Origin of the sequence: Bacillus sp. FSL W8-1141 (genome assembly GCF_038593205.1) — a bacterium.
Taxonomy (GTDB): Bacteria; Bacillota; Bacilli; order Bacillales; family Bacillaceae; genus Bacillus; species Bacillus altitudinis.
Genome location: NZ_CP151973.1, coordinates 3451092 through 3473962, shown reverse-complemented (window position 1 = coordinate 3473962; position 22871 = coordinate 3451092). Strand labels below are relative to the sequence as shown.

Annotated in this window: 29 protein-coding genes and 1 pseudogene; 23 read left to right on the top strand and 7 right to left on the bottom strand. The window is 41.0% G+C overall.

The window, feature by feature from the left end:
* Window positions 1–46: 46 nt before the first annotated feature.
* Entirely contained in the window at window positions 47–817 is a 771-nt protein-coding gene (hemQ, locus tag NSQ52_RS17895) for a hydrogen peroxide-dependent heme synthase (RefSeq protein ID WP_342473689.1), read from the bottom strand.
* Between the two features lie 239 nt (window positions 818–1056).
* On the opposite strand from hemQ, the gene pta reads away from it, so the two are divergent.
* From pta to NSQ52_RS17795, 20 genes and pseudogenes are all read left to right on the top strand, one after another.
* Window positions 1057–2028 carry a phosphate acetyltransferase gene (gene pta / locus NSQ52_RS17890; RefSeq protein WP_008343597.1) on the top strand — a complete coding sequence of 324 codons (972 nt, stop codon included), beginning with the start codon at window positions 1057–1059 and terminating at the stop codon, window positions 2026–2028.
* Window positions 2029–2164: 136 nt separating this feature from the next.
* On the top strand, window positions 2165–3016 hold the full coding sequence (locus NSQ52_RS17885) for a MurR/RpiR family transcriptional regulator (protein ID WP_041507933.1): 852 nt from the start codon (window positions 2165–2167) through the stop codon (window positions 3014–3016).
* 141 nt (window positions 3017–3157) lie between these two features.
* Window positions 3158–3829, top strand: a complete 672-nt coding sequence (locus NSQ52_RS17880) for an RraA family protein (protein ID WP_146270936.1) — start codon at window positions 3158–3160, stop codon at window positions 3827–3829.
* An 11-nt stretch (window positions 3830–3840) separates the two neighbouring features.
* Window positions 3841–4719, top strand: a complete 879-nt coding sequence (locus NSQ52_RS17875; RefSeq protein WP_342473686.1) for a prephenate dehydrogenase/arogenate dehydrogenase family protein — start codon at window positions 3841–3843, stop codon at window positions 4717–4719.
* Between the two features lie 43 nt (window positions 4720–4762).
* Window positions 4763–6097, top strand: coding sequence for a TRAP transporter large permease subunit (locus tag NSQ52_RS17870; RefSeq protein WP_135009571.1), 1335 nt, complete (start codon window positions 4763–4765; stop codon window positions 6095–6097).
* A gap of 13 nt (window positions 6098–6110) precedes the next feature.
* Window positions 6111–6377: a hypothetical protein gene (locus NSQ52_RS17865; RefSeq protein WP_327878511.1), complete on the top strand. Its 267-nt coding sequence runs from the start codon at window positions 6111–6113 to the stop codon at window positions 6375–6377.
* Window positions 6378–6548: 171 nt separating this feature from the next.
* Entirely contained in the window at window positions 6549–6947 is a 399-nt protein-coding gene (locus tag NSQ52_RS17860; RefSeq protein WP_041507929.1) for a DUF5082 family protein, read from the top strand.
* A gap of 4 nt (window positions 6948–6951) precedes the next feature.
* Window positions 6952–7230 (top strand): YwqI/YxiC family protein, encoded by a 279-nt coding sequence (locus tag NSQ52_RS17855; RefSeq protein WP_008343583.1) that lies wholly within the window; start codon window positions 6952–6954, stop codon window positions 7228–7230.
* A 68-nt stretch (window positions 7231–7298) separates the two neighbouring features.
* Window positions 7299–7535, top strand: a pseudogene (locus NSQ52_RS17850) (T7SS effector LXG polymorphic toxin); the annotation flags it as partial.
* Between the two features lie 11 nt (window positions 7536–7546).
* The gene (locus NSQ52_RS17845) at window positions 7547–7942 is read left to right on the top strand and encodes a hypothetical protein (RefSeq protein ID WP_342473683.1); all 396 of its coding nucleotides are present in this window, start codon (window positions 7547–7549) and stop codon (window positions 7940–7942) included.
* Window positions 7943–7954: 12 nt separating this feature from the next.
* Window positions 7955–8281, top strand: a complete 327-nt coding sequence (locus NSQ52_RS17840; protein WP_342473682.1) for a hypothetical protein — start codon at window positions 7955–7957, stop codon at window positions 8279–8281.
* Between the two features lie 84 nt (window positions 8282–8365).
* Entirely contained in the window at window positions 8366–10072 is a 1707-nt protein-coding gene (locus NSQ52_RS17835; RefSeq protein ID WP_342473681.1) for a T7SS effector LXG polymorphic toxin, read from the top strand.
* 14 nt (window positions 10073–10086) lie between these two features.
* Window positions 10087–10422: a hypothetical protein gene (locus tag NSQ52_RS17830; protein ID WP_024719455.1), complete on the top strand. Its 336-nt coding sequence runs from the start codon at window positions 10087–10089 to the stop codon at window positions 10420–10422.
* Window positions 10423–10536: 114 nt separating this feature from the next.
* A complete protein-coding gene (locus tag NSQ52_RS17825) occupies window positions 10537–10809 on the top strand; it encodes a hypothetical protein (RefSeq protein WP_017368246.1) in 273 nt (90 codons plus the stop codon).
* 65 nt (window positions 10810–10874) lie between these two features.
* Window positions 10875–11150, top strand: coding sequence for a hypothetical protein (locus NSQ52_RS17820; RefSeq protein ID WP_008343569.1), 276 nt, complete (start codon window positions 10875–10877; stop codon window positions 11148–11150).
* 32 nt (window positions 11151–11182) lie between these two features.
* Entirely contained in the window at window positions 11183–11578 is a 396-nt protein-coding gene (locus NSQ52_RS17815) for an SMI1/KNR4 family protein (protein ID WP_144679079.1), read from the top strand.
* Between the two features lie 236 nt (window positions 11579–11814).
* Window positions 11815–12660: a biotin/lipoate A/B protein ligase family protein gene (locus NSQ52_RS17810; RefSeq protein WP_342473680.1), complete on the top strand. Its 846-nt coding sequence runs from the start codon at window positions 11815–11817 to the stop codon at window positions 12658–12660.
* Window positions 12661–12695: 35 nt separating this feature from the next.
* Complete coding sequence (locus NSQ52_RS17805) at window positions 12696–13181, top strand: tetratricopeptide repeat protein (protein ID WP_047945776.1); 486 nt, start codon at window positions 12696–12698, stop codon at window positions 13179–13181.
* Window positions 13182–13284: 103 nt separating this feature from the next.
* Window positions 13285–15561, top strand: a complete 2277-nt coding sequence (locus NSQ52_RS17800; RefSeq protein ID WP_342473679.1) for a glycosyltransferase — start codon at window positions 13285–13287, stop codon at window positions 15559–15561.
* Entirely contained in the window at window positions 15558–15791 is a 234-nt protein-coding gene (locus NSQ52_RS17795; RefSeq protein ID WP_008343557.1) for a DUF5970 family protein, read from the top strand. Before NSQ52_RS17800 ends, NSQ52_RS17795 begins: the two co-directional genes overlap by 4 nt.
* 35 nt (window positions 15792–15826) lie before the next feature.
* Here the strand turns inward: NSQ52_RS17795 and NSQ52_RS17790 are convergent, their stop codons facing one another.
* Complete coding sequence (locus NSQ52_RS17790) at window positions 15827–16627, bottom strand: RsfA family transcriptional regulator (RefSeq protein ID WP_045033901.1); 801 nt, start codon at window positions 16625–16627, stop codon at window positions 15827–15829.
* Window positions 16628–16869: 242 nt separating this feature from the next.
* On the opposite strand from NSQ52_RS17790, the gene NSQ52_RS17785 reads away from it, so the two are divergent.
* From NSQ52_RS17785 to NSQ52_RS17775, 3 genes are all read left to right on the top strand, one after another.
* A complete protein-coding gene (locus NSQ52_RS17785; protein ID WP_003215259.1) occupies window positions 16870–17091 on the top strand; it encodes a DUF1450 domain-containing protein in 222 nt (73 codons plus the stop codon).
* Between the two features lie 170 nt (window positions 17092–17261).
* Entirely contained in the window at window positions 17262–18563 is a 1302-nt protein-coding gene (locus NSQ52_RS17780; RefSeq protein WP_007497716.1) for an HD domain-containing protein, read from the top strand.
* A gap of 30 nt (window positions 18564–18593) precedes the next feature.
* Window positions 18594–19094, top strand: coding sequence for a YwgA family protein (locus tag NSQ52_RS17775; protein ID WP_007497715.1), 501 nt, complete (start codon window positions 18594–18596; stop codon window positions 19092–19094).
* Between the two features lie 104 nt (window positions 19095–19198).
* Here the strand turns inward: NSQ52_RS17775 and NSQ52_RS17770 are convergent, their stop codons facing one another.
* The 5 genes from NSQ52_RS17770 to NSQ52_RS17750 are packed head-to-tail and all read right to left on the bottom strand — an operon-like array spanning window position 19199 to window position 22864.
* Entirely contained in the window at window positions 19199–19942 is a 744-nt protein-coding gene (locus NSQ52_RS17770; protein ID WP_144679082.1) for an amino acid ABC transporter ATP-binding protein, read from the bottom strand.
* A complete protein-coding gene (locus NSQ52_RS17765; protein ID WP_135009577.1) occupies window positions 19939–20649 on the bottom strand; it encodes an ABC transporter permease subunit in 711 nt (236 codons plus the stop codon). The genes NSQ52_RS17770 and NSQ52_RS17765 overlap by 4 nt, the downstream gene beginning before the upstream one ends.
* A 16-nt stretch (window positions 20650–20665) precedes the next feature.
* Complete coding sequence (locus NSQ52_RS17760; RefSeq protein ID WP_058337045.1) at window positions 20666–21508, bottom strand: transporter substrate-binding domain-containing protein; 843 nt, start codon at window positions 21506–21508, stop codon at window positions 20666–20668.
* Window positions 21509–21525: 17 nt separating this feature from the next.
* Window positions 21526–22287, bottom strand: coding sequence for an amino acid ABC transporter permease (locus NSQ52_RS17755; protein ID WP_008343545.1), 762 nt, complete (start codon window positions 22285–22287; stop codon window positions 21526–21528).
* Window positions 22288–22300: 13 nt separating this feature from the next.
* Window positions 22301–22864, bottom strand: a complete 564-nt coding sequence (locus tag NSQ52_RS17750; protein WP_008343543.1) for a GNAT family N-acetyltransferase — start codon at window positions 22862–22864, stop codon at window positions 22301–22303.
* Window positions 22865–22871: the final 7 nt, after the last annotated feature.

Sequence of the window (22871 nt, the reverse complement as noted above, 5' to 3'; positions counted from 1 at the left end):
AAATACATAAAAAGGCTTCGGAGAGATCCGAAGCCTTAAGAGTTTATCATACATGGAAATAAGACGCTAGCTGCTCGTTTGCTAATCGGTTTCCAACAAAGAAGGAACCAAATTCGCCGTAACGTGCACTCACTTCATCAAATCGCATTTCGTAAACCAATTTTTTAAATTGAAGCACATCATCAGAGAAAAGAGTGACGCCCCACTCATAATCATCAAAGCCAACAGAACCTGTAATGATCTGTTTTACTTTCCCAGCATAGCTTCTGCCAATTAAGCCATGGCTTCTCATAAGGGATTTGCGTTCATCCATTGAAAGCATGTACCAGTTGTCATTGCCAGAACGTCTTTTATCCATTGGATAGAAACAGACATATTGAGAAGAAGGAAGCTCAGGATAGAGGCGCGCACGTACATGCGGGTTCTCGTAAGGGTCTCCGCCATCTCCGCCTCCTGCCAAGTAGTTGCTGAGTTCAACAACTGACACGTAAGAATAAGCTGGAATCGTAAACTCTGCTAGTCGTGTCTTGTTAAATTCAAGTTCAATTTCACCCAGTTCTTCCATGGTCGGACGTAAAATCATGAGCATAATATCTGCTTTTTGGCCGACAATACTATAGATTGTTTGGCTTCCAGCCTGATTGTGCTCAGCTATTTTCCATTTTTCTAATAGACCTGTGAACTCATGAATGATAGCTTGACGCTCATCGCTTGTCAGCAGCTTCCAAGCTGTCCAGTCGATCGTTCTAAAATCATGCAGTGCATACCAGCCATCTAGTGTTTGAGCTGCTTCATTTGTTGTATGTTGTTCGCTCATTTCTTTCACTCCTATTTACAGTTTTCCATCTGTTCCAACTATAACATAGTTTGTCCAAATGAAGATGTGATCAAAACTTGAACGACGAAAACGCTTTTCTAGAAATTGATTTAATTAGTTTGAAAAATAAGAATTTAAATTGTAAGCGCTATAATGTAAGTTGGTAGTTTGAATTTATTTAGAAGAAGAGTATGCTTAAAAGAGAACGCTTTTTTTGTAAAATCAAGGAGGGTATTGAAGTGGCAGATATTTTTTCAACAGTTCAGGAAAAGGTTGCAGGTAAAGGAGTTAAGATCGTTTTTCCTGAGGGAATGGACGAACGCATTCTAACAGCCGTTCAAAAACTAGCAGATGGCAAAGTATTGCAGCCAATTGTTGTAGGTAAGAAAGAAGAAGTAGAAGCAAAAGCAAAAGAATTAGGTCTTACACTTGATGGTGTTGACGTGTATGATCCTCATACATATGAAGGTTTTGAAGATCTTGTACAAGCTTTCGTCGAAAGACGTAAAGGCAAAGCGACAGAAGAGCAAGCGAGAAAAGCATTACTGGATGAAAACTACTTCGGTACAATGCTTGTGTATAAAGGTCTTGCAGACGGCCTTGTAAGCGGAGCAGCACACTCAACTGCTGACACAGTGCGCCCAGCACTTCAAATCATTAAAACAAAAGAAGGCGTAAAGAAAACTTCTGGCGTCTTCATTATGGCTCGCGGCGAAGAGCAATATGTGTTTGCTGATTGTGCGATCAACATTGCACCAGACAGCCAAGATCTTGCTGAAATTGCGATCGAAAGTGCAAACACAGCAAAAATGTTTGACATCGAACCACGTGTAGCAATGCTTAGCTTCTCTACAAAAGGTTCAGCAAAATCAGACGAAACAGACAAAGTATCTGAAGCGGTTCGCATTGCAAAAGAAAAAGCACCTGAGCTTGTTCTTGATGGAGAGTTCCAATTCGATGCAGCTTTCGTTCCTTCAGTGGCAGCGAAAAAAGCACCAGATTCCGTCATCAAAGGCGATGCTAGCGTATTTGTTTTCCCTAGCCTTGAAGCAGGAAACATTGGCTACAAAATTGCCCAGCGCTTAGGTAACTTTGAAGCTGTAGGTCCAATCCTGCAAGGTCTAAATCAGCCAGTAAACGATCTTTCAAGAGGCTGTAATGCTGAAGACGTTTACAATCTTGCGCTTATTACAGCAGCTCAAGCACTATAAAATAGCATCTCGACTAGAGCAGTCAGTACGATAGATTCGTGCTGGCTGTTTTTTTATTTTGTCCAAATGTGTACAATAAAGAGTGAAAAGAAAACACGAATCGTAGATAAAGCCGATAGGATAGGCAGGTGCTATAATGGAGGATTTAATATATAAACTTCAGCATAAGGTCGCATTTTTAACCGATGCGCAGAGGAGAATTGCAGATTATATCGTACAAAATCCAATGGAAGTCGCTTTTTTAACTGTCGATAAATTGGCGTCAAAAGTCGGGACGAGTACAGCGACGATCATGCGATTCTCTGCTGCTGTGGGGTATTCCGGTTTTTCTGAGTTCCAAAAAGAGCTTCAATCAGCTATGAAGCATAAAGCCGACCCTCAAACGAGACTGGAAGCGAATCTCAAGCATTCAAATAAGAATAAGCTCCTGCATGACCATGTAGAACTTCAATTTCAAAATATCCAGTACGCACTAGACAATATCACGGAAGAAACCTTTCAGCAGATTGTTGGGAAAATAGCCAGCGCACGCCACGTTTTGTGTACAAGTGTTCGAAGTGGAAGACCTGTTGGTGAGTATCTGTCACTCGGAATCAATCGGTTATTGGGGAATTGCCAATACATTGATGCAGATCAAAGTGACTGGGTGGATGATTTGGTTCATTTCAACTCGGGTGATTTCATTATAGCTGTCAGCTATCCGCGCTATGCAAAGCGTATGAAAGATTTGATGGAAGCAGCGAAGTCTTATGGGGTGGAAGTGCTTTTAATCACAGACAGTTACAGCTCTCCACTAACCAAATATGCACAATATGTATTACCATGTTCCTCAGCAAGTGTCGGCTCTCATAACTCTGTCGTATCTGCTATCTTTATCGTCGATTACATTTTAAGTGCCTTAGCGATGAATGATCCTGAAAGAACAAAACCACGTTTAGATCAAATCAATCATATGTTAACGAAAATGAGTTACCACACAACACATTAGTCGTGTGGAACTCATTTTTTATTTTTTGAAAGCGCTTTACTAATTGAAAACGAGGTGGTATGATCATATCACAAAAGTAATAAATATTACTTTAATAAAAATAAGTGTAATGAATATAACTCAAAGGGGATGATGGAAACAATGAGTACTGTTCATTTCGTGTCAAATGATCTTATCGCTAGGGCAAAAAAGCTTAACTCGACCTTGCTGTCAGACGTAATGGGGTGCACTGGCGCGATGGATCATCAAATCAAACCAGTTGCGAAAGGCATGAATGTAGTCGGCACAGCTTTTACTGTTAGCTTACGGCCAGGGGATAATTTATTTCTTCATCAAGCGATCTACTCTGCTAAAGAAGGAGATGTACTGATTGTTGACGGGAAAGACCATAAGGGTCATGCCTATTTAGGGGAATTGATGGCACATTCAGCAAAGGCTGTAGGAATAGAAGGAATCGTGATTGACGGGCTCGTTCGCGACAAACTTGCTTTAGAGGAGCTGGCTTTGCCAATCTACAGTAAGGGATTTATGCCAAACGGACCTTATAAAGATGGTCCTGGGGAATTGAATCAAACCATCTCGTGCGGCGGTGTCAAAGTAGCCCCAGGTGATTTAGTCATTGCTGACGATGATGGAGTCGTCATCGTTCCAAAGGAAAAGGCGGAACACCTGCTGACGCTAGCGGAAGAGAAACAAGCGTATGAACATCAGAGATTAAAAACGATTCAACAGTATGTGGACGAAGGAAAGCAAGACATCAGTCTCTTAGCACCGGCATGGCTGGAAGGCAGAATGAAAAAATTTCAGGAATAGGGGAATCGGTGATGAAAATAGGCTTTATCGGATATGGTGAAGCGGCATATGAGCTGTCAACGGGATTGAAAACAGAAGGATTAAATCAATTTTATGCGTATGATGTCCTATTACAAAATGAGAAATTAGCTGGCTCGTTGAAAGAAAAAGCATCGCAAACAGGCGTTCAATTAACGAGCAGTATTAGCGAACTCATTGAGAAATCTGATCTTGTGATTGCAGCTGTACCAGCGAATAAAACCTTAGAAGTGGCACAATCTGTATTGGAAAATTTGAAAAAGAATCAATTATATGTAGATGTATCGGCATCAACACCAGACATCAAAAAACAAGTAGCAAACGAAATTGAAAAGCAAGAAGCGCTATTTGTCGATGCCGCCATGCTAGGGTCTCTTCCAGTCAACAAACACAAGGTTCCGATCACGGCAAGCGGCAGTGGAATTGACCAATTCATGAAAGTCATGAATGCTTATGGCATGAATATCACAAAAATTAGTGACCAGCCAGGAGATGCTTCGGCACTAAAGCTAATCAGAAGCATTTATATGAAGGGGATTGTCGGTCTCTTGATTGAATTTTTGGAAATTTCTAAAAAATATAATGTGGAACATCAAGTGATTTCTTCACTAAGCGATACAATCGATAGTAAAAGTTTTGAAGAGACCATGAATCGTCTTGTGACAGGGAGTGCATTGCATGCAAAAAGACGGGCAGTAGAGCTTCTTGGCTCTATTGAAATGCTAGATGAAGCAGAGATTGATGCCAGTATGTCTCGGGCAGCACAAAAGAAGCTTGAGAAATTAGCAGACTTTCACTTTGCTGAACGATTTGACGGGGTAAAACCTGCTAGCTGGGAAGAAGTCATTGACGTGATGCAGCCAGGGGAATGAATTGTAAGCGTTTTATTTAATAAAGGGGAGGCGAAGAAACGATATGGGTTTTATTGCGTTGATTGTATTCATAGCTGTCATCATTATATGGAATGTCGTCGTGAAGCGGAATATGGGAGAAGCCATGCTATTAGGCTTTATTGCAACCACATTATTTGGCGGATTGGATGCGTTAAGACTTTTCTGGGATGGTTTAATATTTGCATCCACATATGAGGTGCTTTATGCAGCTGTCGCATTTGTATTCATGGCCTATTTAATCGAAAAGTTGGAATTAATTCATGCACTCTTACGAATCCTAAATTCGGTTGTAGGCAAACTTCCTGGTGGAGCGGCTTATATGAGTACGTTAGGTTCAGCAGTCTTAGGCGCTCTTTCAGGTTCAAATTCTGCAAACACAGCTGCGACTGGCTCTATCACGGCCTCTTGGATGATTAAATCCGGGTGGAGCCGGACCCATACGGCCACGATTCTAGCAGGGAATGGCGGACTTGGAGCGGCACTGCCTCCGAACTCTTCCATGTTTATCATGCTTGGGTTTGCACCAGTTGCCGCCCTTGTATCTGAGGGAGATTTATATATTGCCCTTCTAATAGGAGGACTGTATCAAGTCGTATACCGATTTATTTTGGTGTATCTTCTGGTGAAAAAGAATAAAATCCAGGCCATGCCGCCAGATGATATTCTTCCTTTCTGGGAAGCTGTGAAACAAGGGTGGAAGTCGATCTTTATTTTTTTCGGTGCCTTGATTCCTATCATTGTCACGATTGGTCCTCTGGCAAACTATTTAAAAAGTAACCCAAACATCGGACCAGAGGCAATGGATCAAATATCTTTAATTACATGGATTCCGATTCTCATGATGCTGATTAGTTTAACAATTGGAAGAAGCAAGGCGTCTGCTTTAGATTGGTCTCAATTTTTCAAATCAGCCATTCCTAAATTCACAACGATTGGCGCCTTGATGCTGTTTGCAGTGGCTGCTAGTCAAGTGCTTGCTGAATTAGGACTCGCAGAAGATTTGACGCAAATCACATCAGTACTTGCCATTCCGAAATGGCTCATGGTGCTCATTGTGGGTGTTCTTGTCACACTGGTGGCAGGCCCTCTATCTTCAACAGCGACATTAACAGCGGTTGGGCTTGTCTCATTTTCAGCTTTAATCTCAGTTGGAGTGGACCCAGTTGTGGCTGTAGTTGCCATTCTTGCTTTTTCATCAACAGAAGGCGCTTCCCCGCCTGCATCAGGGTCCATATTTATCGCTTCTGGTCTAGCAGGGGCCAGACCAGAAAAAACCTTTATCCCACTGATCCTCTATTATATGCTTCCGATCGTTGGCATTGGCTGGCTCATTGGAATGGAGATACTTCCCGTATAGAAAGGAGAAACAGATGAGAGTATTGATGGAATTCTTATTTAAAGTGCTGCTTGTCCTATTCCTAACGTCAGGAACGTTGTTGGTATTCGGTCAAATACTAGGAATTCTCTTGCAAAAGGGAGATATGATCATTGCTAGTACGAACCTATTTAAAAACCCAACACTGGTGTTAAGTGCCTTTTTTAGCCTTGTCGGGTTTTCACTCCATTATATCCCTGAGAAGAAAGACGCTGCATGTAACGATCATGACTCAGCATCAGTCGGTGAGACTTTAAAATAAGCATCAAAAGCTGGATCCTATCGAAGGATTCAGCTTTTTTTATGTGAATTAGGTATAAAAACCCAATACATACGATTCATTTTTTATTGAATTCGTTTTCAATCATATGCCTCTTGTGCTAGTAAATGGTAACATAACGGAGGACTATTTGAGGAATAGAGGTGTTTGACGATGTCTGGAGCTATCATCGGTTATACAACAGCCTTGTATTCGTTAAAGGCAGACATATCCATAAAAAAAGAACAAATCATAGAACTGAACATGTGTCGAAAAGAAATCAAAGAAGCAAAGTCTGCTCTGGCAGATGCTAACAAGAAAATGACTCATCCAGATCTGACATCACATACATGGTTTGGCCATCTCGCAGATACGTTTGATGACATTCGAGACGAGATGGCATCCGCCAGTCAAGAGATAAAAAGTGTACAGCTAACCAATCTATTGAATCGAATTGATGAGAAAATCAGCGACTTAAAATCAGAGATCCATTCATTAGAACATGAAATTCATTCGGTTGAAAGAAAAATAGAGAAAGAAAAGCAAAAACAACTGGAAGAAAAAAGAGGGTAGTCACATGAGCAGAGAAATTAAAATAGATGCCAGTCAGGTCAAACGAGTATTACAGCATGCAAAACAATCAGGCGCTCAAATGAATGCAACACTTCCAACAACCATCAAAGGAAGAAATCAGCTCCTGACGGCAGACACATTAGAAAAAATCAATCAGCAGCTGAACGAATTAAGTACATCCTACATAGACATTCTTCAGAAACAACTTGTACAAACAGAACAAGCGGTGAACACCATGATCGAAACGGACAAGGCGCTTGCTTCCAGCAGTAAAAGAAAATAAAGGAGAAACGATCCATACCTGCGACTTTATCATCTGTTATTGGATCTCTTCCTGTAATAACCCGACCCAATGCACAACCATATACAGGTACGCTTAAGTCGAGTGCTGGGTATGGTAAAGTTGTTGGTAGGCAGTCTGCTGACGGAAAAGTAAGATGGAGATTAGATTATGATCCTAATAAGGGACCACATATAAATATTGAAGATTTTCGTAATGGTAAAGGAGCTAATGCAAAGAAAATCGCTATACCATTTGAAGGTAACGAAGGTACTTTTAAATCTTTATTAAAACACTTGAATAGATAAGGAGATTTTATATGAGATTATTTGATGAATGTATTGAGGCACTTGGTGAGAATGTACACGTTTTATATGATAATAGTAGGGAGAAAATATTAAGCCATTTTGAAAGTTCATTTCCATTTTCTGATTGGGGGCAAATTGAATGGAAGAATTTATCTTCTTATGCTGAAGTGAATACGTTTGATGAGATACAATCCTTTTTAAATCAAAAAATGGATGAGTATAATGATGTTGTTTATGTAATTTGGGATGAAGGGACGTTACCAATTATTCAATCTACTTTAGATAAAGTTTTTGAAGCTATAGATGATGTTACTGCAGTCAGTTTTGATACATGGATTTTTTCACCATCTTCTGGTTATGTTATTGAAATATTTCATGATGGTGGAGTGAAAGTAGGATTAAAGTAGGGATGTAATAGAATGATGAATAATGATTGGATATCTGTTCAGGAAGTTGAAGATGATACTCAAATTTGGGCTGGAACCGTAGTTAGAGTTTTTAAGGAGGAATTAAATAAGGATAACCTAGAAGGTAATTTCTATGATTACATCGTTTCTTTTATTTATGATAACAATGAATATTTACAATTAACCTGTCTTACTCAAGATGAGGGGGGAAATATTGTTTGTGTATTGCAAACAGAACCAGATTCTAATTATTCATTAGGTAAGGAATTAAAAAGAATGATGCATGATGGTACAAACTCTGTTTTTGTGAAATTTTCACCTGAATGTATCGTTAAGTAAACATCTAATATGAGCGGTGAACACCATGATCGAAACGGACAAGGCGCTTGCTTCCAGCAGTAAAAGAAAATAAAGGAGAACGTAATGAAAACCCTTGATGCTTTTGCGATAATAAACGGAATTGACCAAACGCTGAATACATTAAAACAGCAATCACAACAGATTAGCTCCATAGAAAAACAAATCCAACAGATCATCTCACTTGATGGCGCACTAAAGGGAGAGACGGGACAAGCCATCCGCTCCTTTTATACAGAATGCCATATTCCCTTCCTGCAATTTTTTCAGGTCATCATTGAGGATTATAGCGCTGCATTGAAAAACACAAAGCAGGCGCTTCATGCCCTTGAATCAAATCAGCACGGCTTTATATCACAAGCATTTATTGAACACGAACTTGATCAAGGCTTAAAAAAAGCTGAACGAACAATTTCTGAAATCGTATCAGAGGTGAACCACGCCATTGGCAGAGTTGGTCATATTGTTCACTTGCCAAGTGTAGATGAATCAGCTTTTCAGCAAAACTATCAAAAGGCATGGCTTGAGACGTCAAGAACCATTGGTCTGCTTCATGCATTTGACAGGGAGCAGACGAGTGCTTTACATGAAACAAAAAGCTCCCTTCAAACAATGAAACAATTCATCAACACGCTAAGCACCATGTTCACCGGCCCAAAAATCGACATCACGAGCTATCAAAAAGGATCTATTTTCAAAGATGGAAAAGAAGAAAAAGTGAACAGCACCATCAGTGGATTGAGCGACAAAATAGACAACCTAAAAGACAATCCAATGATAATCATGCTGAAGAAACTGAAAGAGAAACAACAGGCGAATGTGGAGACGGTTGTTCGGAATGACACCCATAAAAACATCAGTAAACAAATCACAGTAAACGATCCATCGCTTACGCCATTGCAAAGGGAAGCCGTGAACGGGAAAAACAAGATTCATAGAGACATTAGGGTCATAAAGGGTAAACTATTCAACGTAAAAGGCATCAAAAAGCTAAAAGAATTCGACATCGCTGATGAAGTTGTCACAGATCCGTCGGACATTAATTTTATAGGCGGGAGATACACCGTTTACGCCAATAAACAAATCATTCGAACGTATATCGCAAACGGTGAAGTTAGAATAGAAGAAGTAGATAAAATCCCAGAAAGCCGGAGCCGCGGAAATGCCAAACGTATACTAGACGGTGAGGTCGTTTCAACCGCCGAAAACATCATTTTAGAATACAGCGGCATCTACGACGGCTACCGAGCCGTTACTGGCAAAGACCCAGAAACCAGCCGAAACATCAGCAGCACAGACCAAGCTTTATCCGCAGCCTCTATCATCCCAATCACGAAAATAGTGAAGGTTGGGAAATATGTTTTTAGGTTGGAGCAAGGGAAGAATGTGAAGAGGGTTAAAACACCTGCTTACGGTAAACAATCCGTACCTAAAGGACCTTACCGTGAAGTGAATGGTTTCCCTGCAAAAGTAAAATCAGGAGCTCAAGAAAAACATATTCCGGAAACACCAAATTACAAGCAAGAAGTAGCAAACGGAAAAAAGAAAAGCATTTTTTACGGAGATAATAAAAAGGCACAAGAATTGCTTGATAAATACGCTGGTAGAGGGGAATTTCTAAAAAATGGGAGAGAAGTTATAGATTTTGGTCAAAAGATAGGAAAGACTTATGATATGAAAACTCAACAATATATAGAGACTACTAGAGGCACAATACATTATTCAAAAGATGGTGCTCATATCGTACCTTCAAAACCATTAGAATTAAATTAAAAAGGTGGATACTTATGGACTATAACCCTTTAATAAAAACATTAGATGATTACGGCGGGGAAGAGCTGATATTAGAGTGGGGTAACGGATTAAAGATCATAGGGAAACCAGACACACTTTACGAAACTGATAATGGGTTAGAGGATGATGATATCAATTACGTTGAATATTATGCCGTTGCTTTTAGAGTAGAGAACATCATATCGTCTCCAAATAAAGAAAGCAGAGTGTATGATTGGTTGATAGGAGAAGAAAGGTCTTTAGTAGAAATATCCCTTTATGATGATCCACCTAATGCAGTGTATTTAGCAAACGGTCAAAAGTTATGGGAATTATCCCTTGAAGAATAAAAACAATAGGTGTAATAAGAGCCCTCTGTAAGAGGGTCTTTTGTATATTCGAAATATAACGATTCGAGCATCGGCTTTGTTTTTGTTCCAAAAAGCTGTAAATAGGAGAACAAAATGCACAAAAAACAAGAACTAACGAAACAAATCCAAACGGTCATCAACATCCTAGAAAAAGAATATTCGCAAGAGATCAATCAAGGTGTACTTGAATTAATATATAGAAGATACAAGAATGCCCAAAGAATCATGCAAGCCAATGATGATCTCCAAAAAGTCTTTATCATTGGCGGAGTTAGGGCTTACTTGGATAGTCATAATGATTATCTAAATCCATTTTTAGATGAATTACATAAAGCGGAAAGTCTACTAAAAGAATTGTTGTATTGATTATATAGTGATATGTAGAAGTCTTTGTATTAGAAAGCGATACAAAAACACAGAAAGGAATTCGTATGAATCAGAAAAAACACATCAACAAAAAAACAGTCAATTGGCTATTAAGCATCAGTGTTCTTCTCGTCATTGGGACAGCTTTTATGAGAGGGGTTTATGTCCCACATGCCGGTTCGGATTATCGAGGATTTCCCATTGATTGGCTAGTCCTGCATTCAAATTATGGTGTTGAATTTCTATTTTTTGGTTTTATACTCGATGTCATCATTTTCTATTTTCTATTAAAAGTGCTCCTGCGGGTGTATAAAAGAATTATGCCAAAATCAGCTGAATAAACGCTTGTACATCCTTTTAGGAGGCTTTCAAAATGATTCGTTTTTCTCAGATTCCCAACCTGGTCATAAACAAACCAGCAAGTGATATACATATCAAAGAGGCAGAATCCGAGCTAAACATGGTTCTGCCCCATACATATAAAGCATTACTACAACAGACAAATGGATGTTCCGTCGAAGGCGATGTTCTACTATACGGAACTGAGGACATAGTGGAACGCAATAAAACATGGGAAGTCCATCATTATGCCAGCGGCTATGTAGCCATTGGTGACGATGGCGGTGGGCGAGTACTTCTCATGCGGCAGGCAGAAGAGGAGAAAAAAGTGTGGATCGTCGATGCTGGTGTGATGGATCCTCAGCATGCGGAATTGGTGGCTGAAGACTTGTTAAGCTGGGTAAGTCACGGCTGTTTCATAGAAGTTTAGTCTATTAAGGAGATGATCGATTTGCCGTGGAACACATTGATCGCTGCGGGCCTCGTGGTTGGGGTTCCTGTCGTTTTGATTGCAGCTGTTTATTTCATCACGAAAAGGAAGAACAAGAAAACCAAAGCATCCAGTTGAAAAGCTCTGTGACGTTCCTTGTCATAGAGCTTTTTTCTCGCTCATTCACCCTCCATGTTATAATAAACACAGTTTATGAACGAGAGGATATGCAGGACATGAAAAATGAACCTATTGAGTTATTGACGCAGCCGACATGGCGAATCATAGATCAATCGAGCCTTGGTCTTTATGTGGACCCGAAGCAATCTTTTGCGATGGATGATACGCTTTGTGCGTCGGTCGGGAAAGGACTCTCATCAGCGACAGCGCGTTCTTGGGTGCACCACAATACGATCGTTCTTGGGATTCAGGATACAAGACTTCCATTTCTCCAAGATGGTGTAAAGCTTCTTGAGGAAGAGGGATATCGCGTCATTGTGCGGAATTCAGGTGGTCTTGCTGTTGTGCTGGATGAAGGCGTACTAAATGTGTCTTTAATCTTTGCGGAACAAAAGAAGGGCATTGATATTGACCGTGGATATGATGCGATGGTGGAATTGATCCGCCGGATGCTGTCGATGTATGAGGTGGACATTGAAGCCTATGAAATTGTCGGCTCTTATTGTCCAGGTAGCTACGATTTGAGCATCAATGGAAAGAAATTTGCCGGCATTTCTCAGCGTAGATTACGCGGAGGGGTCGCTGTGCAAATCTATTTGTGTGCAGATGGAAGCGGTCGAAAACGAGCTGAGTTGATTCGCCGTTTTTATGAGGCGGCCTTAAAGGATAGAAGGCATGAGGTGAAAGCGGTATTCCCTGATATACAGCCTGATACGATGGCATCCCTATCAGAATTAACTGGAGAGCCCATTGATTGTGCGCTTCTCATGCGTCTTTTACTAGAAGAACTTCAAAAGCTGAGCGAGCAACTGACTGCTTCAGGGTTGACGACCGAGGAACAACTGGAGTTTGAGAAGAACATGACACGGATGATTGAGCGAAATGAGAAAGTGTTCTCGTAAACATATCGTCCCATCTTAAAAATAGGGGTGATGTAATGGAAACGAAACTTCTGAAAGCTATTGAACTTCGAGAAAGTGGACATCTTCAAGAATCCAATGACATGCTCATCCGTCTTGTAGAAGAGTATCCAGATCATGCCTCCATTCACTATCAATGTGCTTGGAGTTATGATGTGTTAGGGAAGGAAAAACAAGCTGTCTTTTTTTATGAGAGGGCCATTGAACTAGGTTTGTCTTCAGAAGAAAGAGAAGATGCTTTCTTAGGATTAGGAAGTACATACAGAACCTTAGGGGAATATGAAAAGTCAAAACAAATATTCCTCCATGCGATGGAAGCTTATCCGCATAATAAAGCCATTCAAACGTTTTATGCCATGACTTTGTATAATTTAAATGAACATAGCAAAGCAATGGAAATATTACTGAACTGTTTAACTGAGACGACAAATGATCCTGCTATTTTGAGTTATCGAAGGGCCATTGATTTTTATTCAAATCAGTTAGATCGATTGTGGAAATGATTTATATAGAAATGGAGGGACAATCTAATGGAAGAATCCCCTCCTTTGTTGTGACATTTTATATGTGATAGTCCTTTATGACATAAGAAAGAAGGAAAATGTATTGTCATTCATCACCACGTATTACCCGCTGTTTATGCTTTGTATTTTGTCTCTGTTGTATATGATATATCGTATCCAGCCAATGGCCTCTACTGTGAAAAAAGTCATCATTGTGCTATGTGTGTTAACAAATGCTGCCTATATTTGCTGGCGTCTCTTCTTTACATTGCCGCATGAAGGTACTTTTAATGTTGTCATGGGCATTTTGCTTGTTGTCTGTGAATGCATTGGGTTTATCCAGTTGCTTGTGTTTTATACACTTGTTTGGAAGCCTTCAAACCGGAAACAAGTCATGCTCAGTGATCTTGAAAGGCTGCCAACAGTTGATATTTTCATAGCTACATATAATGAACCAATTGAGGTGCTGAAACGCACTGTTGCAGGTTGTTTGAATCTCTCTTATCCGAAGGAAAGCGTTCAAATTTATTTATGTGATGATGGCAATAGGGAAGCTGTAGCGCAGCTTGCTTCTGCGTTCGGTGTTCATTATCTGACAAGAACAGATAACAGATTTGCTAAGGCAGGTAATTTAAATCATGCGATGTCTCAAACGGATGGAGAGCTGATTCTGACACTTGATGCAGATATGGTCCCTCTTCCTTCCTTTTTAGAAAAAACAGTGCCCTATTTTCATGATGGAGCAACTGCGTTTGTTCAAGTTCCACAGGCGTTTTATAACGAAGATCCTTTCCAATATAATATGTTCTCGAAAGATCGAATTCCAAATGAGCAGGACTTTTTCATGCAAACTCTCCAAGCTGGTAAGGATCGGTTTAATGCCGTCATGTATGTTGGGAGTAATACGGTATTTAGAAGAACGGCATTAGATGAAATTGGCGGATTTGCTACTGGAGTGATTACAGAAGACATGGCAACAGGAATGCTTCTCCAAGGGAAATTCAAATCTGTGTCTGTCGGAGAAGTATTAGCCGTCGGTCTGGCACCTGAAAGCTGGCTTGATCTGTTAAAGCAAAGAGATCGCTGGTCGAGAGGGAACATTCAGTGTGCCCGTAAGTTTAATCCTTTGAAGGTGCGCGGCTTAACGCTTATGCAGCGTGTTCTTTATTTAGATGGCATTGTGTATTGGTTTAACGGTTTGTTTAAAATGATTTATATTCTCACACCGATTTTGTTTTTATTGTTTGGTATTCAAAGTTTCTGGGCAGATTTCCAGTCCGTTTTCATGTTTTGGCTGCCGGCGTTCTTTAGCTCGTATTTAGCGTTTAAACTTGTGTCGAATCAAAAAAGAAGTATGTTTTGGAGTCATATTTATGAAAGCTCTATGGCATTCCACTTAGCTGGTGTGGCACTCAGTGAACTGTTCTTGAAAAAACGTGTTGAATTTCTGGTGACACCGAAGGGAATTCAAACGGACAAAAGACATTTTCATTTGAAAACGATGATTCCCCATCTGATCTTCTTGCTGCTCTCATTGCTTGCCCTTGTGAAAATAGGTTACGATGTGAAGGTAAATGGGACGATGAACGCTGATCTCCTGTTGATTAATATTTTTTGGGTGCTTTATAACGGTGCAGGCTTATTCATGGCACTGCTTGTGGCGTTTGATCGACCGCGTTATCGGAAATCAGAGCGGTTTGTCATTGAAAAAGAGGGGCATCTTCGTTCTGATCATCAAGATCAGTCGATTGCTTGTTTTCTACTAGATATGAGTGATTCAGGTGCACGTCTGTCCATTCCATTGGACCAAGCGTCTTCTCTTTATCAAGGACAAACGCAATTGTTTTTTTCAGAGAATGAAAGCGTGTCGTGTGATGTGGTTTGGAGCTATCCAGAGGGAGACAAGCTGATGGTTGGTGTTGCTTTTACTGACACAAAAAAATCAGAGTATTTATCACTGATCCGTTTCTTATTCACACGAGAGCATGTAGCGATGACGGATCGTGAGAAAAAATCTCATGCTGTTCGGACGTTTCTCCGCTTTTTAAGAGAAACGGAGAAGGTACCAAAGGCTCTGCGGCGCAAATGGATGAGAAGGCCTTTGCAAGGTGTGACAGGCACGATCGCCTATGAGGACCGACTAGAAGAGAAGGTGCCGGTGATCATACATGATATCAGTTTATCTGGGTGCAAAATTGAGTTTGAAGATTCAATTGAATTAAATGGGAAAGTGCTGATCACCATTGACACAGAGTCTCTAACGGATCAGCCGGCGATTGCGGTTTGGACATCACAAAAACGCAGACGTACAATGGCCGGACTCAAGTTTGTTCAGCCTGAAATCAAGCAGATAGAAGAAAGAGAGGGAGTGGTTTCTTGAAATCTAAAAATGGCGGTTACCTCTATTTACTATGGCTTCCTGTCATCATAGGAGCCGGTTACGGCATTTCGCTTTTCGTGCCGTTTCTTCAGCCTGTACTGACGCTTGGTATCGCAGGGCTTTATATTTTTATCTTTGGTGATTTTCAGGTGAGGCAAGTCAGGTACATTTTTATGTTCGTCTTCTTGATCAATGTCCTTTTTAGCGTGATGCTATTTTTGGATATTTAAAAAAGTGCTTCCCGCAGGTGGGGAGCACTTTTTGGTTATTCAGCCATTTTTTCAAGGTTGCCGTTACGATCCATTTTAAAGGTTGGTGCGGCACTGTCGTCCTCTTCAAACAAAACTAGTTTTCTTGCACGGTTCATGATTTTGACGAGTGTTTCATAATCTTCTTGAATCGTGAGCTGATCCTTTTCAAGCTTTTTCACTTCAGCTTCTAGCTGCGACACTTTATGTGAAAGTTCATTGTTTTCTTGTTTTAACCGGCTGTTTTCCATGCGTAAGGCAGAAGATTGCTGCCCATTGCCTTCATAGCGGCGTAAGAAATCAATGATATCTTCAATGGTTAGCTCTTGGCGCTGCCCAAATGGATTGGTTTCTGGCTTTTTCTCTGTCACTTGAGAAGCCTGTGACAATAAATGTGATAAACTAGCTAACTCTTCATTGTAGCTTTGATCCACAAACTGAAGCTGTTCGGCTGTTTCGGCTGCAGGTGCAAACGTTTCTTCTTGCGCAGGTTCCAGTTCTTGAGAGAACTCTTCCTGTGTGATCGTTTCTTCAACTTGCGGCTGATAGAGCAAACGTTTTTTCGCAGGCTGCCCATTGCCGAGTGCACGCATGCGTTGTTTACGCTGTTTTTTGGCAAGTGCCAATGCTTTTTCATATTGATGCCTCACGACAGCATTCCATCTAAATCCGCATGCCGCTGAGGTACGGTTTAGCTTGTCTCCCACTTCTTCAAATGCGTTCAGCTGTGTACTGCCCTCTCTGACGTGACGTAAGACGGTTTCTGCCAGAAGGAGATCATTTTCCTCTGACCAAGCATCTTGTCTTTGTTTTGACATGTGTTTAAACCCCCATAAGATTTGATGGTATTAGATTAGCCAAGTTGAAGAAGGTTTATACAAGTTTGCTAAAAGGATAGTGGAAAATACTAGCTTTTATGTGAATACGTCTCTGTGCTGACAAAGCTTCTTGCAACTCCAGTCGCTTCGATGTACAATGTTGGGTGGTATATTATTCAATCTTAGTTGTCCAACTGTTTCATATAGAATGAAGTTTCATCATTGAAAGGAAGCGTAAGAACATGGCTAATGAGTTTCGCGTATGTGACGATTGTGATGCGACGAACCTAAAAACGTTATTGCCTCGACTTAAATCGGTTGACCCTGATGCAAAAATTGAGATTGGCTGTCAATCGTATTGCGGTCCAGGACGAAAAAAGGCTTTTGCGTTTGTGAACAATCGCCCATTATCCGCACCAACAGAAGATGAGTTACTCGAAAAGGTTCAAAAAAAAGTCAAATAAATGTCACTGAATGTGTTCAGTCGACCTAAAAAGAGGTCCGTCCCTGTCAGGTCGGGCTTTTTACGTCCGTTCAATCTATGAGAACACATTCGCCAGCAAATTCAAGGATGTTTTCGGGAAAAGTTACCCGATATAATAGAAACACGTCTTAAAAAAAGAGGGACGAAACGATGGCGTATCCAAAAGGGAAATTATCCGAAGAAAAGGTATTTAAAGATCCTGTGCACCGCTATGTTCACGTACGGGATGCATTGATATGGGATTTAATCGGAACGAGAGAGTTCCAGCGCCTTAGACGAATTAAACAGCTAGGCACCACTTATTTAACGTTTCATGGGGCAGAACACAGCCGATTTAATCATTCACTCGGTGTATACGAGATTGTCAGACGAATTGTGGATGATGTGTTTAAAGGAAGACCCGAATGGGATGAAGGGGAGCGTGAGCTTGTACTGAGTGCCGCCCTGCTTCATGACCTTGGACATGGTCCGTTTTCTCATTCCTTTGAAAAGGTCTTTCATTTAGATCATGAATCGTTTACAAGAGATATCATTTTAGGGCAGACGGAAGTAAATGAAGTGCTGCGCCGGGTCAGTGACGATTTTCCAAAGCATGTAGCAGAAGTCATTGCCAAAACGTATCAAAACAAACAGGTGGTCAGTTTGATTTCAAGTCAAATTGATGCCGACCGAATGGATTACTTGCAGCGTGATGCTTACTATACAGGCGTCAGCTATGGTCACTTTGATATGGAACGTATTTTACGCGTAATGCGTCCAAGAGAAGATCAGATTGTGATGAAACAGAGCGGGATGCATGCCGTAGAGGATTATATTATGAGCCGCTATCAAATGTATTGGCAAGTCTATTTCCACCCAGTGACACGCAGTGCGGAAGTCATTTTAACGAAAATTCTCCATCGTGCAAAAGAGCTGCATGAAACGGGATATATTTTCACACATGCCCCTGTGCATTTTTATTCGATTTTTGAAGGGAATGTCACCACAGAGGACTATATTAAGCTGGATGAATCCATTGTCTTATTTTATTTTCAGGCGTGGGAAGATGAAGAAGATCACGTGCTGGCTGATTTGTGCCGCCGTTTTATGAACCGCCGTTTATTCCAATATACAGAGTTTAATCCAAATGAAGAAATGACGAAATATTTCAAGCTGACGGCTTTGTTCAAAGAAGCAGGAATTGATCCTGACTATTATTTAGTGGTCGACTCTTCCTCTGATTTGCCTTATGACTTCTATAGACCGGGCGAAGAAGAAGAACGGCTGCCGATCCATCTCTTGACGCAAAGTGGTCATATTAAAGAACTGTCGAGACAGTCAGATATTGTTGACGCCATTTCCGGTAAACGAAGAACCGATCATAAACTTTATTTCCCGATGGACTTAATTGTAGATATGTCGGAAAAAGCTGAAGAAAAGAAGGCGATCATGAAGCTGCTTGGATTGGGATAAGGAAGTACTGAAAAAGGAGATGTCGGGAATTTGTTGAAAGAGCATGCAAAGTTGATGAAGGTGTTCTCTGAATCTGGGGAAATCGTTGGACGGAAGAAGCTGCAAAAAATGATTTACATAGCAAAAAAGCTAGATTTGCCTTTTTACGAGAAATACGATTTTCATTTTTATGGCCCTTATTCAGAGGAGTTGACGCTCAGAATTGAAGAGCTGTGCAATCTTGGATTCTTGGACGAAATGAAGGAAAAAAAGGGCGGATACTATCAATATCGCTATTCGCTGACGGACAATGGGAAAGAGTTTCTCGATCAGTGTGAAGTGGACATGCCTGACCTCAAAGTGCTGACGCAGCAGATGAATGAGCAATCGTCTCGTTTTCTAGAGCTTGTCTCAACGATTTTATACTTTGATGATCTGCCAAAAGATGAGGTAAAGGAAAAGGTCTTCACCATTAAAAGCAAGCAGCGCTATACGGACGAAGAATTTGAGGCAGCCCTTGCGTATATTGATCAGTTGAAGGAATTGAACTAACGATAAGAACCAGTATGTAATAGCCAATGGCTAGAACAGACTGGTTTTTATTTTGCACGCATATAGAAACAGAAACAAGTCGACCTCATGGATCGACTTGTTTTTTAGGAATGATGATAAGAAAATCTCGCTAAAAATTGTTTTGTCCGTTCTTCCTTCGTCTGTTCAAAGACTTCTACTGGGGTGCCTGATTCAACAATGACCCCATCCTCCATGAAAATGACCCTGTCGGCAATATCATAGGCAAAGCTCATCTCGTGGGTGACGATGATCATGGTGACCCCGGTTTGTGCCACTTGTTTAATGACGTCAAGTGTTTCACCTACAAGCTCGGGATCTAAAGCGGAGGTCGGCTCATCAAACAAAATGACCTCCGGATTCAATGCAAGTGCTCTTGCAATGCCTACTCGCTGCTGCTGTCCGCCAGATAATTGATGCGGATAGGCATCTTTTTTCTCTAGTAACCCTACTTTTTTGAGCAATTGGAGTGCTGTGTCATAGGCATGGTCTTTCGGTTGTTTACGGGCAATGACTAAGCCTTCCATGACATTCTCAAGTGCTGTCTTATGAATAAACAGGTCGTATTGCTGAAAGACCATGGCTGTTTTTCGGCGAATTGCCAGAATGTCTTTCGGTTTTGCTTGATTGAATGTGACACTGGTGTGATCAATGCTGATCTCGCCTTGATCCGCACGCTCAAGAAAATTTAAGCATCTGAGAAATGTTGATTTCCCAGAGCCGCTCGGACCTAAAATGACAACGACTTCGCCTTTTTCTACCGTTAAATCAATTCCCTTTAGAATCTGGTTTTGACCGAATGCTTTATGCACTTGTTTGATGTGAATCATGCCAATCGCCTCCTTTTGTTTTTGTGTCCATATTTCTCATATCCGGCTGTAATGGCTTCAATAGAGGCACACAGCGCCCAGTAAATAAGGGCAACAGCAATGTAGGCTTCAAGATAACGATAGTTCACATTGGCTTTGATTAAAGCGCCGTTTAAAATATCGACCACAGATACCATAGAGACGAGAGAAGAGGCTTTGATTAAACTGATGAGCATGTTGTTCAGTAAAGGAAGAGAGATGGGAAAGACTTGTGGAATGATCACTCTTCGCAACACCTGTCTGCCTGTGAAACCAACGGATAGAGCGGCATCAAATTGGCCCTTTGGGATGGACGCAAGAGAGCTTCGAAATATCTCTGATAACCCGCTGACGGCATATAAAGAAAGGGCGAAAATGGCAATCCATCGTCTATCTAAATCGCTAAAACGGATGGGCAGCGAAAGAGATGCAGCCAATTGATCGAGCGAATCGGAAAAAATAAGATAAGATACGAGCAAGATTAATACAACAGGAATGGCTTTAAAAATCGCCACAAACCATTTGAACAATGGAGACAATATAGGCACTTGATAAAAACGAATAAGGGCAATGCCAAAGCCGAAGATGGAGCCGAATAATAGCGGGAGAAAACCTAATAGCAGCGTCGTTGGCAAATAATGAAGTGCGGCTAGAAAGGCCTGAAACATAAAAGCAACGTCAAAATCCACTCAGATCGCTCCTTTCTTATGATGTAGTAAAGTCTCCGCCCAATATTTTTTTAGACAATTCAGCGAGCTTGCCGTTATCGATCAGTTTTTGCAGGGCTTGATCAATGTCTTTTTGAAGTTTTGTATTGTTTTTTTGATATAGATAATACGTTTTAGATACGTTTACAGGCTTTCCAGATGTCACAAGATTGGCATTGAACTGTTTGTTTAGCTTATTGACGTCATACTTTGTGAGTAAGGCAGCATCGACCGTGCCATTCTGCAGGTTTTTGACTAAAATTTCGTTCCCGCCATCCCCGTAGACAATGTCAATTTTCCGATCATGCTTTGCGTTATATTGCTCTAGAAGATAAGCGAAATTACTTCCTGTAGAGGTGTGCACTTTGTGTCCAGCTAAATCGTCCAGGCTTTGAAAGTCATGACCGGATGCTTTATTCACCACCACATAGCTTGTATAATCTGTGTAGCCAACTTTTCCAAATAGATATTTCTTCTGACGCTCGTCATTGATTTCATATTGGTGGGCAGCGAGATCAACTTTACCGGCATCTAAAGCAGGCAGAATATTTTTAAACTCAAAGGATTCATATTTAAACTTATATTGTGGAAGCAGCTGATCCACTTCATCTAGTACAGCCTTCTCGTAGCCTGTTAATTTGCCGTTTTCATCTAAGTAAACGAAAGGCTGATAGGCGTTCCCTGTCCCAATGACGATTTCTTTTGCATCTGGGTCATTATTGTTTGCTTCTGCTTTGACTTCATCCGATTGCTCATTATTTCCGCAGGCGGCAAGCAGCAATGAACCAAGTAGAAGCAGACCGATGATATAGTTATTACTGAATATTCTGTTATTTTTCATGTAAATTCCTCCCCAGTTTATTTTGCACGTTTTTCTACAGTGAAGGCCGCTTCGGCTCTTTTTAAGGGAAGCAATGCCGTCTGTCGCTGTTTTTTTGTTTTCGGTGTATTGATCCGTTTTTCCAATAGGTCAAATGATTTTTCTAACACCATACTTAAAATGATAAATATAACGGCAGCAATAAAGTATCCTTCTAATACGCGATAGTATAAAGCCCCTAATGTTTGAACCTTTCCGATCATGTCCATCACACCTAATGTAAAGGCGAGGGAGGTATTTTGTAATAAGTTGACAATGGCCACGCCGATATTAGGAAGGGCGATTCTCCCTGCTTGAGGAATAAGCGTTCTTCTATAAATCTGCCATTTCGTCAGTCCAATCGAGGCGGCCGCTTCATATTGAGATGCTGGGACACTCGATAGGGCAGATCGGAATATTTCTGAAAAATACCCAGCTGTATTGAGTCCATATGTAATATACAGAAAGATCAATTTGTTCCACATGGAGATATCAAGCCCAATTGTTGCAAGCACACCAGGCAGGCCATAAAACACAATAAACATTTGCACAAGGATAGGTGTTCCACGAATAAATGAGACATAAATTGCACTGAGCTGATGCAGGATGGGAATACGCTCAATTCGGAAATAAGCAAGAATGAATCCAAGAAAACTGCCAATCAAAGTGGCAAATAAAACGATCAGTAAGGTTGTTGGAAGGGCTGACAATACTTTAGGGAAGAGTGTGACGACATACTCCCATTTGAAAAACTCCCCCATGTTGAATCACCTCCTATGTTGAAGTCGTTTGGACTTTTTCTTCTGAGGGCGGTGCGCCTAATATGGCGGCATCAAACCGTTCAGGGATGAGGACTTTATACATTAATACACCTAAGTCGCCATTATCGGCTTCACGTTCAATATATGCTGTATAGCCTTTTCGTTCGTACATCTCTAGAAGCCAGGGGTGCTTTCGGCCAGAAGTGCCCAGTGTGTATGCTGGTGCTTTAAATGTCTGCCGGAGCAAGGTGTTTTCTACATAATCGAGCAGCTTATTTCCGATCCCTTGACCGGCTAAATCAGGAGCTGTGGCAAACCACCAAACAAATGGATAGCCTGAGACCGGTTGAGTACTCTCCCACGGAAAACGTATGGTGATGGTTGATATGAGCCGCCCGTCTCGTTCTAACACAACAGCAACGGATTGTTTGATGTTTTCTGTGACCATTTCAAGTGTGGCGTTCGTGGATGGCCAATCAATGCCCATTTCTCCAAGCGGTTTAAATGCACTGGACAGCAATTCTAGAAAAGCCGGTGCATCTTCTTCGGTAGCGATGCGAAAAATATCTCGACTCATGACAAAC

Excerpts from the sequence above, each read along its gene's own strand:
- NSQ52_RS17815 (WP_144679079.1), top strand. The coding sequence starts at position 11,183 with ATGATTCGTTTTTCTCAGATTCCCAACCTGGTCATAAACAAACCAGCA.
- NSQ52_RS17865 (WP_327878511.1), top strand. The coding sequence starts at position 6,111 with ATGAGAGTATTGATGGAATTCTTATTTAAAGTGCTGCTTGTCCTATTC.
- NSQ52_RS17750 (WP_008343543.1), bottom strand. The coding sequence starts at position 22,864 with ATGAGTCGAGATATTTTTCGCATCGCTACCGAAGAAGATGCACCGGCT.
- NSQ52_RS17875 (WP_342473686.1), top strand. The coding sequence starts at position 3,841 with ATGAAAATAGGCTTTATCGGATATGGTGAAGCGGCATATGAGCTGTCA.
- NSQ52_RS17755 (WP_008343545.1), bottom strand. The coding sequence starts at position 22,287 with ATGGGGGAGTTTTTCAAATGGGAGTATGTCGTCACACTCTTCCCTAAA.
- NSQ52_RS17835 (WP_342473681.1), top strand. The coding sequence starts at position 8,366 with ATGAAAACCCTTGATGCTTTTGCGATAATAAACGGAATTGACCAAACG.
- NSQ52_RS17880 (WP_146270936.1), top strand. The coding sequence starts at position 3,158 with ATGAGTACTGTTCATTTCGTGTCAAATGATCTTATCGCTAGGGCAAAA.
- NSQ52_RS17760 (WP_058337045.1), bottom strand. The coding sequence starts at position 21,508 with ATGAAAAATAACAGAATATTCAGTAATAACTATATCATCGGTCTGCTT.
- NSQ52_RS17840 (WP_342473682.1), top strand. The coding sequence starts at position 7,955 with ATGATGAATAATGATTGGATATCTGTTCAGGAAGTTGAAGATGATACT.
- NSQ52_RS17830 (WP_024719455.1), top strand. The coding sequence starts at position 10,087 with ATGGACTATAACCCTTTAATAAAAACATTAGATGATTACGGCGGGGAA.
- hemQ (WP_342473689.1), bottom strand. The coding sequence starts at position 817 with ATGAGCGAACAACATACAACAAATGAAGCAGCTCAAACACTAGATGGC.
- NSQ52_RS17770 (WP_144679082.1), bottom strand. The coding sequence starts at position 19,942 with ATGATTCACATCAAACAAGTGCATAAAGCATTCGGTCAAAACCAGATT.
- NSQ52_RS17855 (WP_008343583.1), top strand. The coding sequence starts at position 6,952 with ATGAGCAGAGAAATTAAAATAGATGCCAGTCAGGTCAAACGAGTATTA.
- NSQ52_RS17860 (WP_041507929.1), top strand. The coding sequence starts at position 6,549 with ATGTCTGGAGCTATCATCGGTTATACAACAGCCTTGTATTCGTTAAAG.
- NSQ52_RS17790 (WP_045033901.1), bottom strand. The coding sequence starts at position 16,627 with ATGTCAAAACAAAGACAAGATGCTTGGTCAGAGGAAAATGATCTCCTT.
- NSQ52_RS17785 (WP_003215259.1), top strand. The coding sequence starts at position 16,870 with ATGGCTAATGAGTTTCGCGTATGTGACGATTGTGATGCGACGAACCTA.
- NSQ52_RS17870 (WP_135009571.1), top strand. The coding sequence starts at position 4,763 with ATGGGTTTTATTGCGTTGATTGTATTCATAGCTGTCATCATTATATGG.
- NSQ52_RS17825 (WP_017368246.1), top strand. The coding sequence starts at position 10,537 with ATGCACAAAAAACAAGAACTAACGAAACAAATCCAAACGGTCATCAAC.
- NSQ52_RS17820 (WP_008343569.1), top strand. The coding sequence starts at position 10,875 with ATGAATCAGAAAAAACACATCAACAAAAAAACAGTCAATTGGCTATTA.
- NSQ52_RS17780 (WP_007497716.1), top strand. The coding sequence starts at position 17,262 with ATGGCGTATCCAAAAGGGAAATTATCCGAAGAAAAGGTATTTAAAGAT.
- NSQ52_RS17810 (WP_342473680.1), top strand. The coding sequence starts at position 11,815 with ATGAAAAATGAACCTATTGAGTTATTGACGCAGCCGACATGGCGAATC.
- NSQ52_RS17845 (WP_342473683.1), top strand. The coding sequence starts at position 7,547 with ATGAGATTATTTGATGAATGTATTGAGGCACTTGGTGAGAATGTACAC.
- NSQ52_RS17885 (WP_041507933.1), top strand. The coding sequence starts at position 2,165 with ATGGAGGATTTAATATATAAACTTCAGCATAAGGTCGCATTTTTAACC.
- NSQ52_RS17805 (WP_047945776.1), top strand. The coding sequence starts at position 12,696 with ATGGAAACGAAACTTCTGAAAGCTATTGAACTTCGAGAAAGTGGACAT.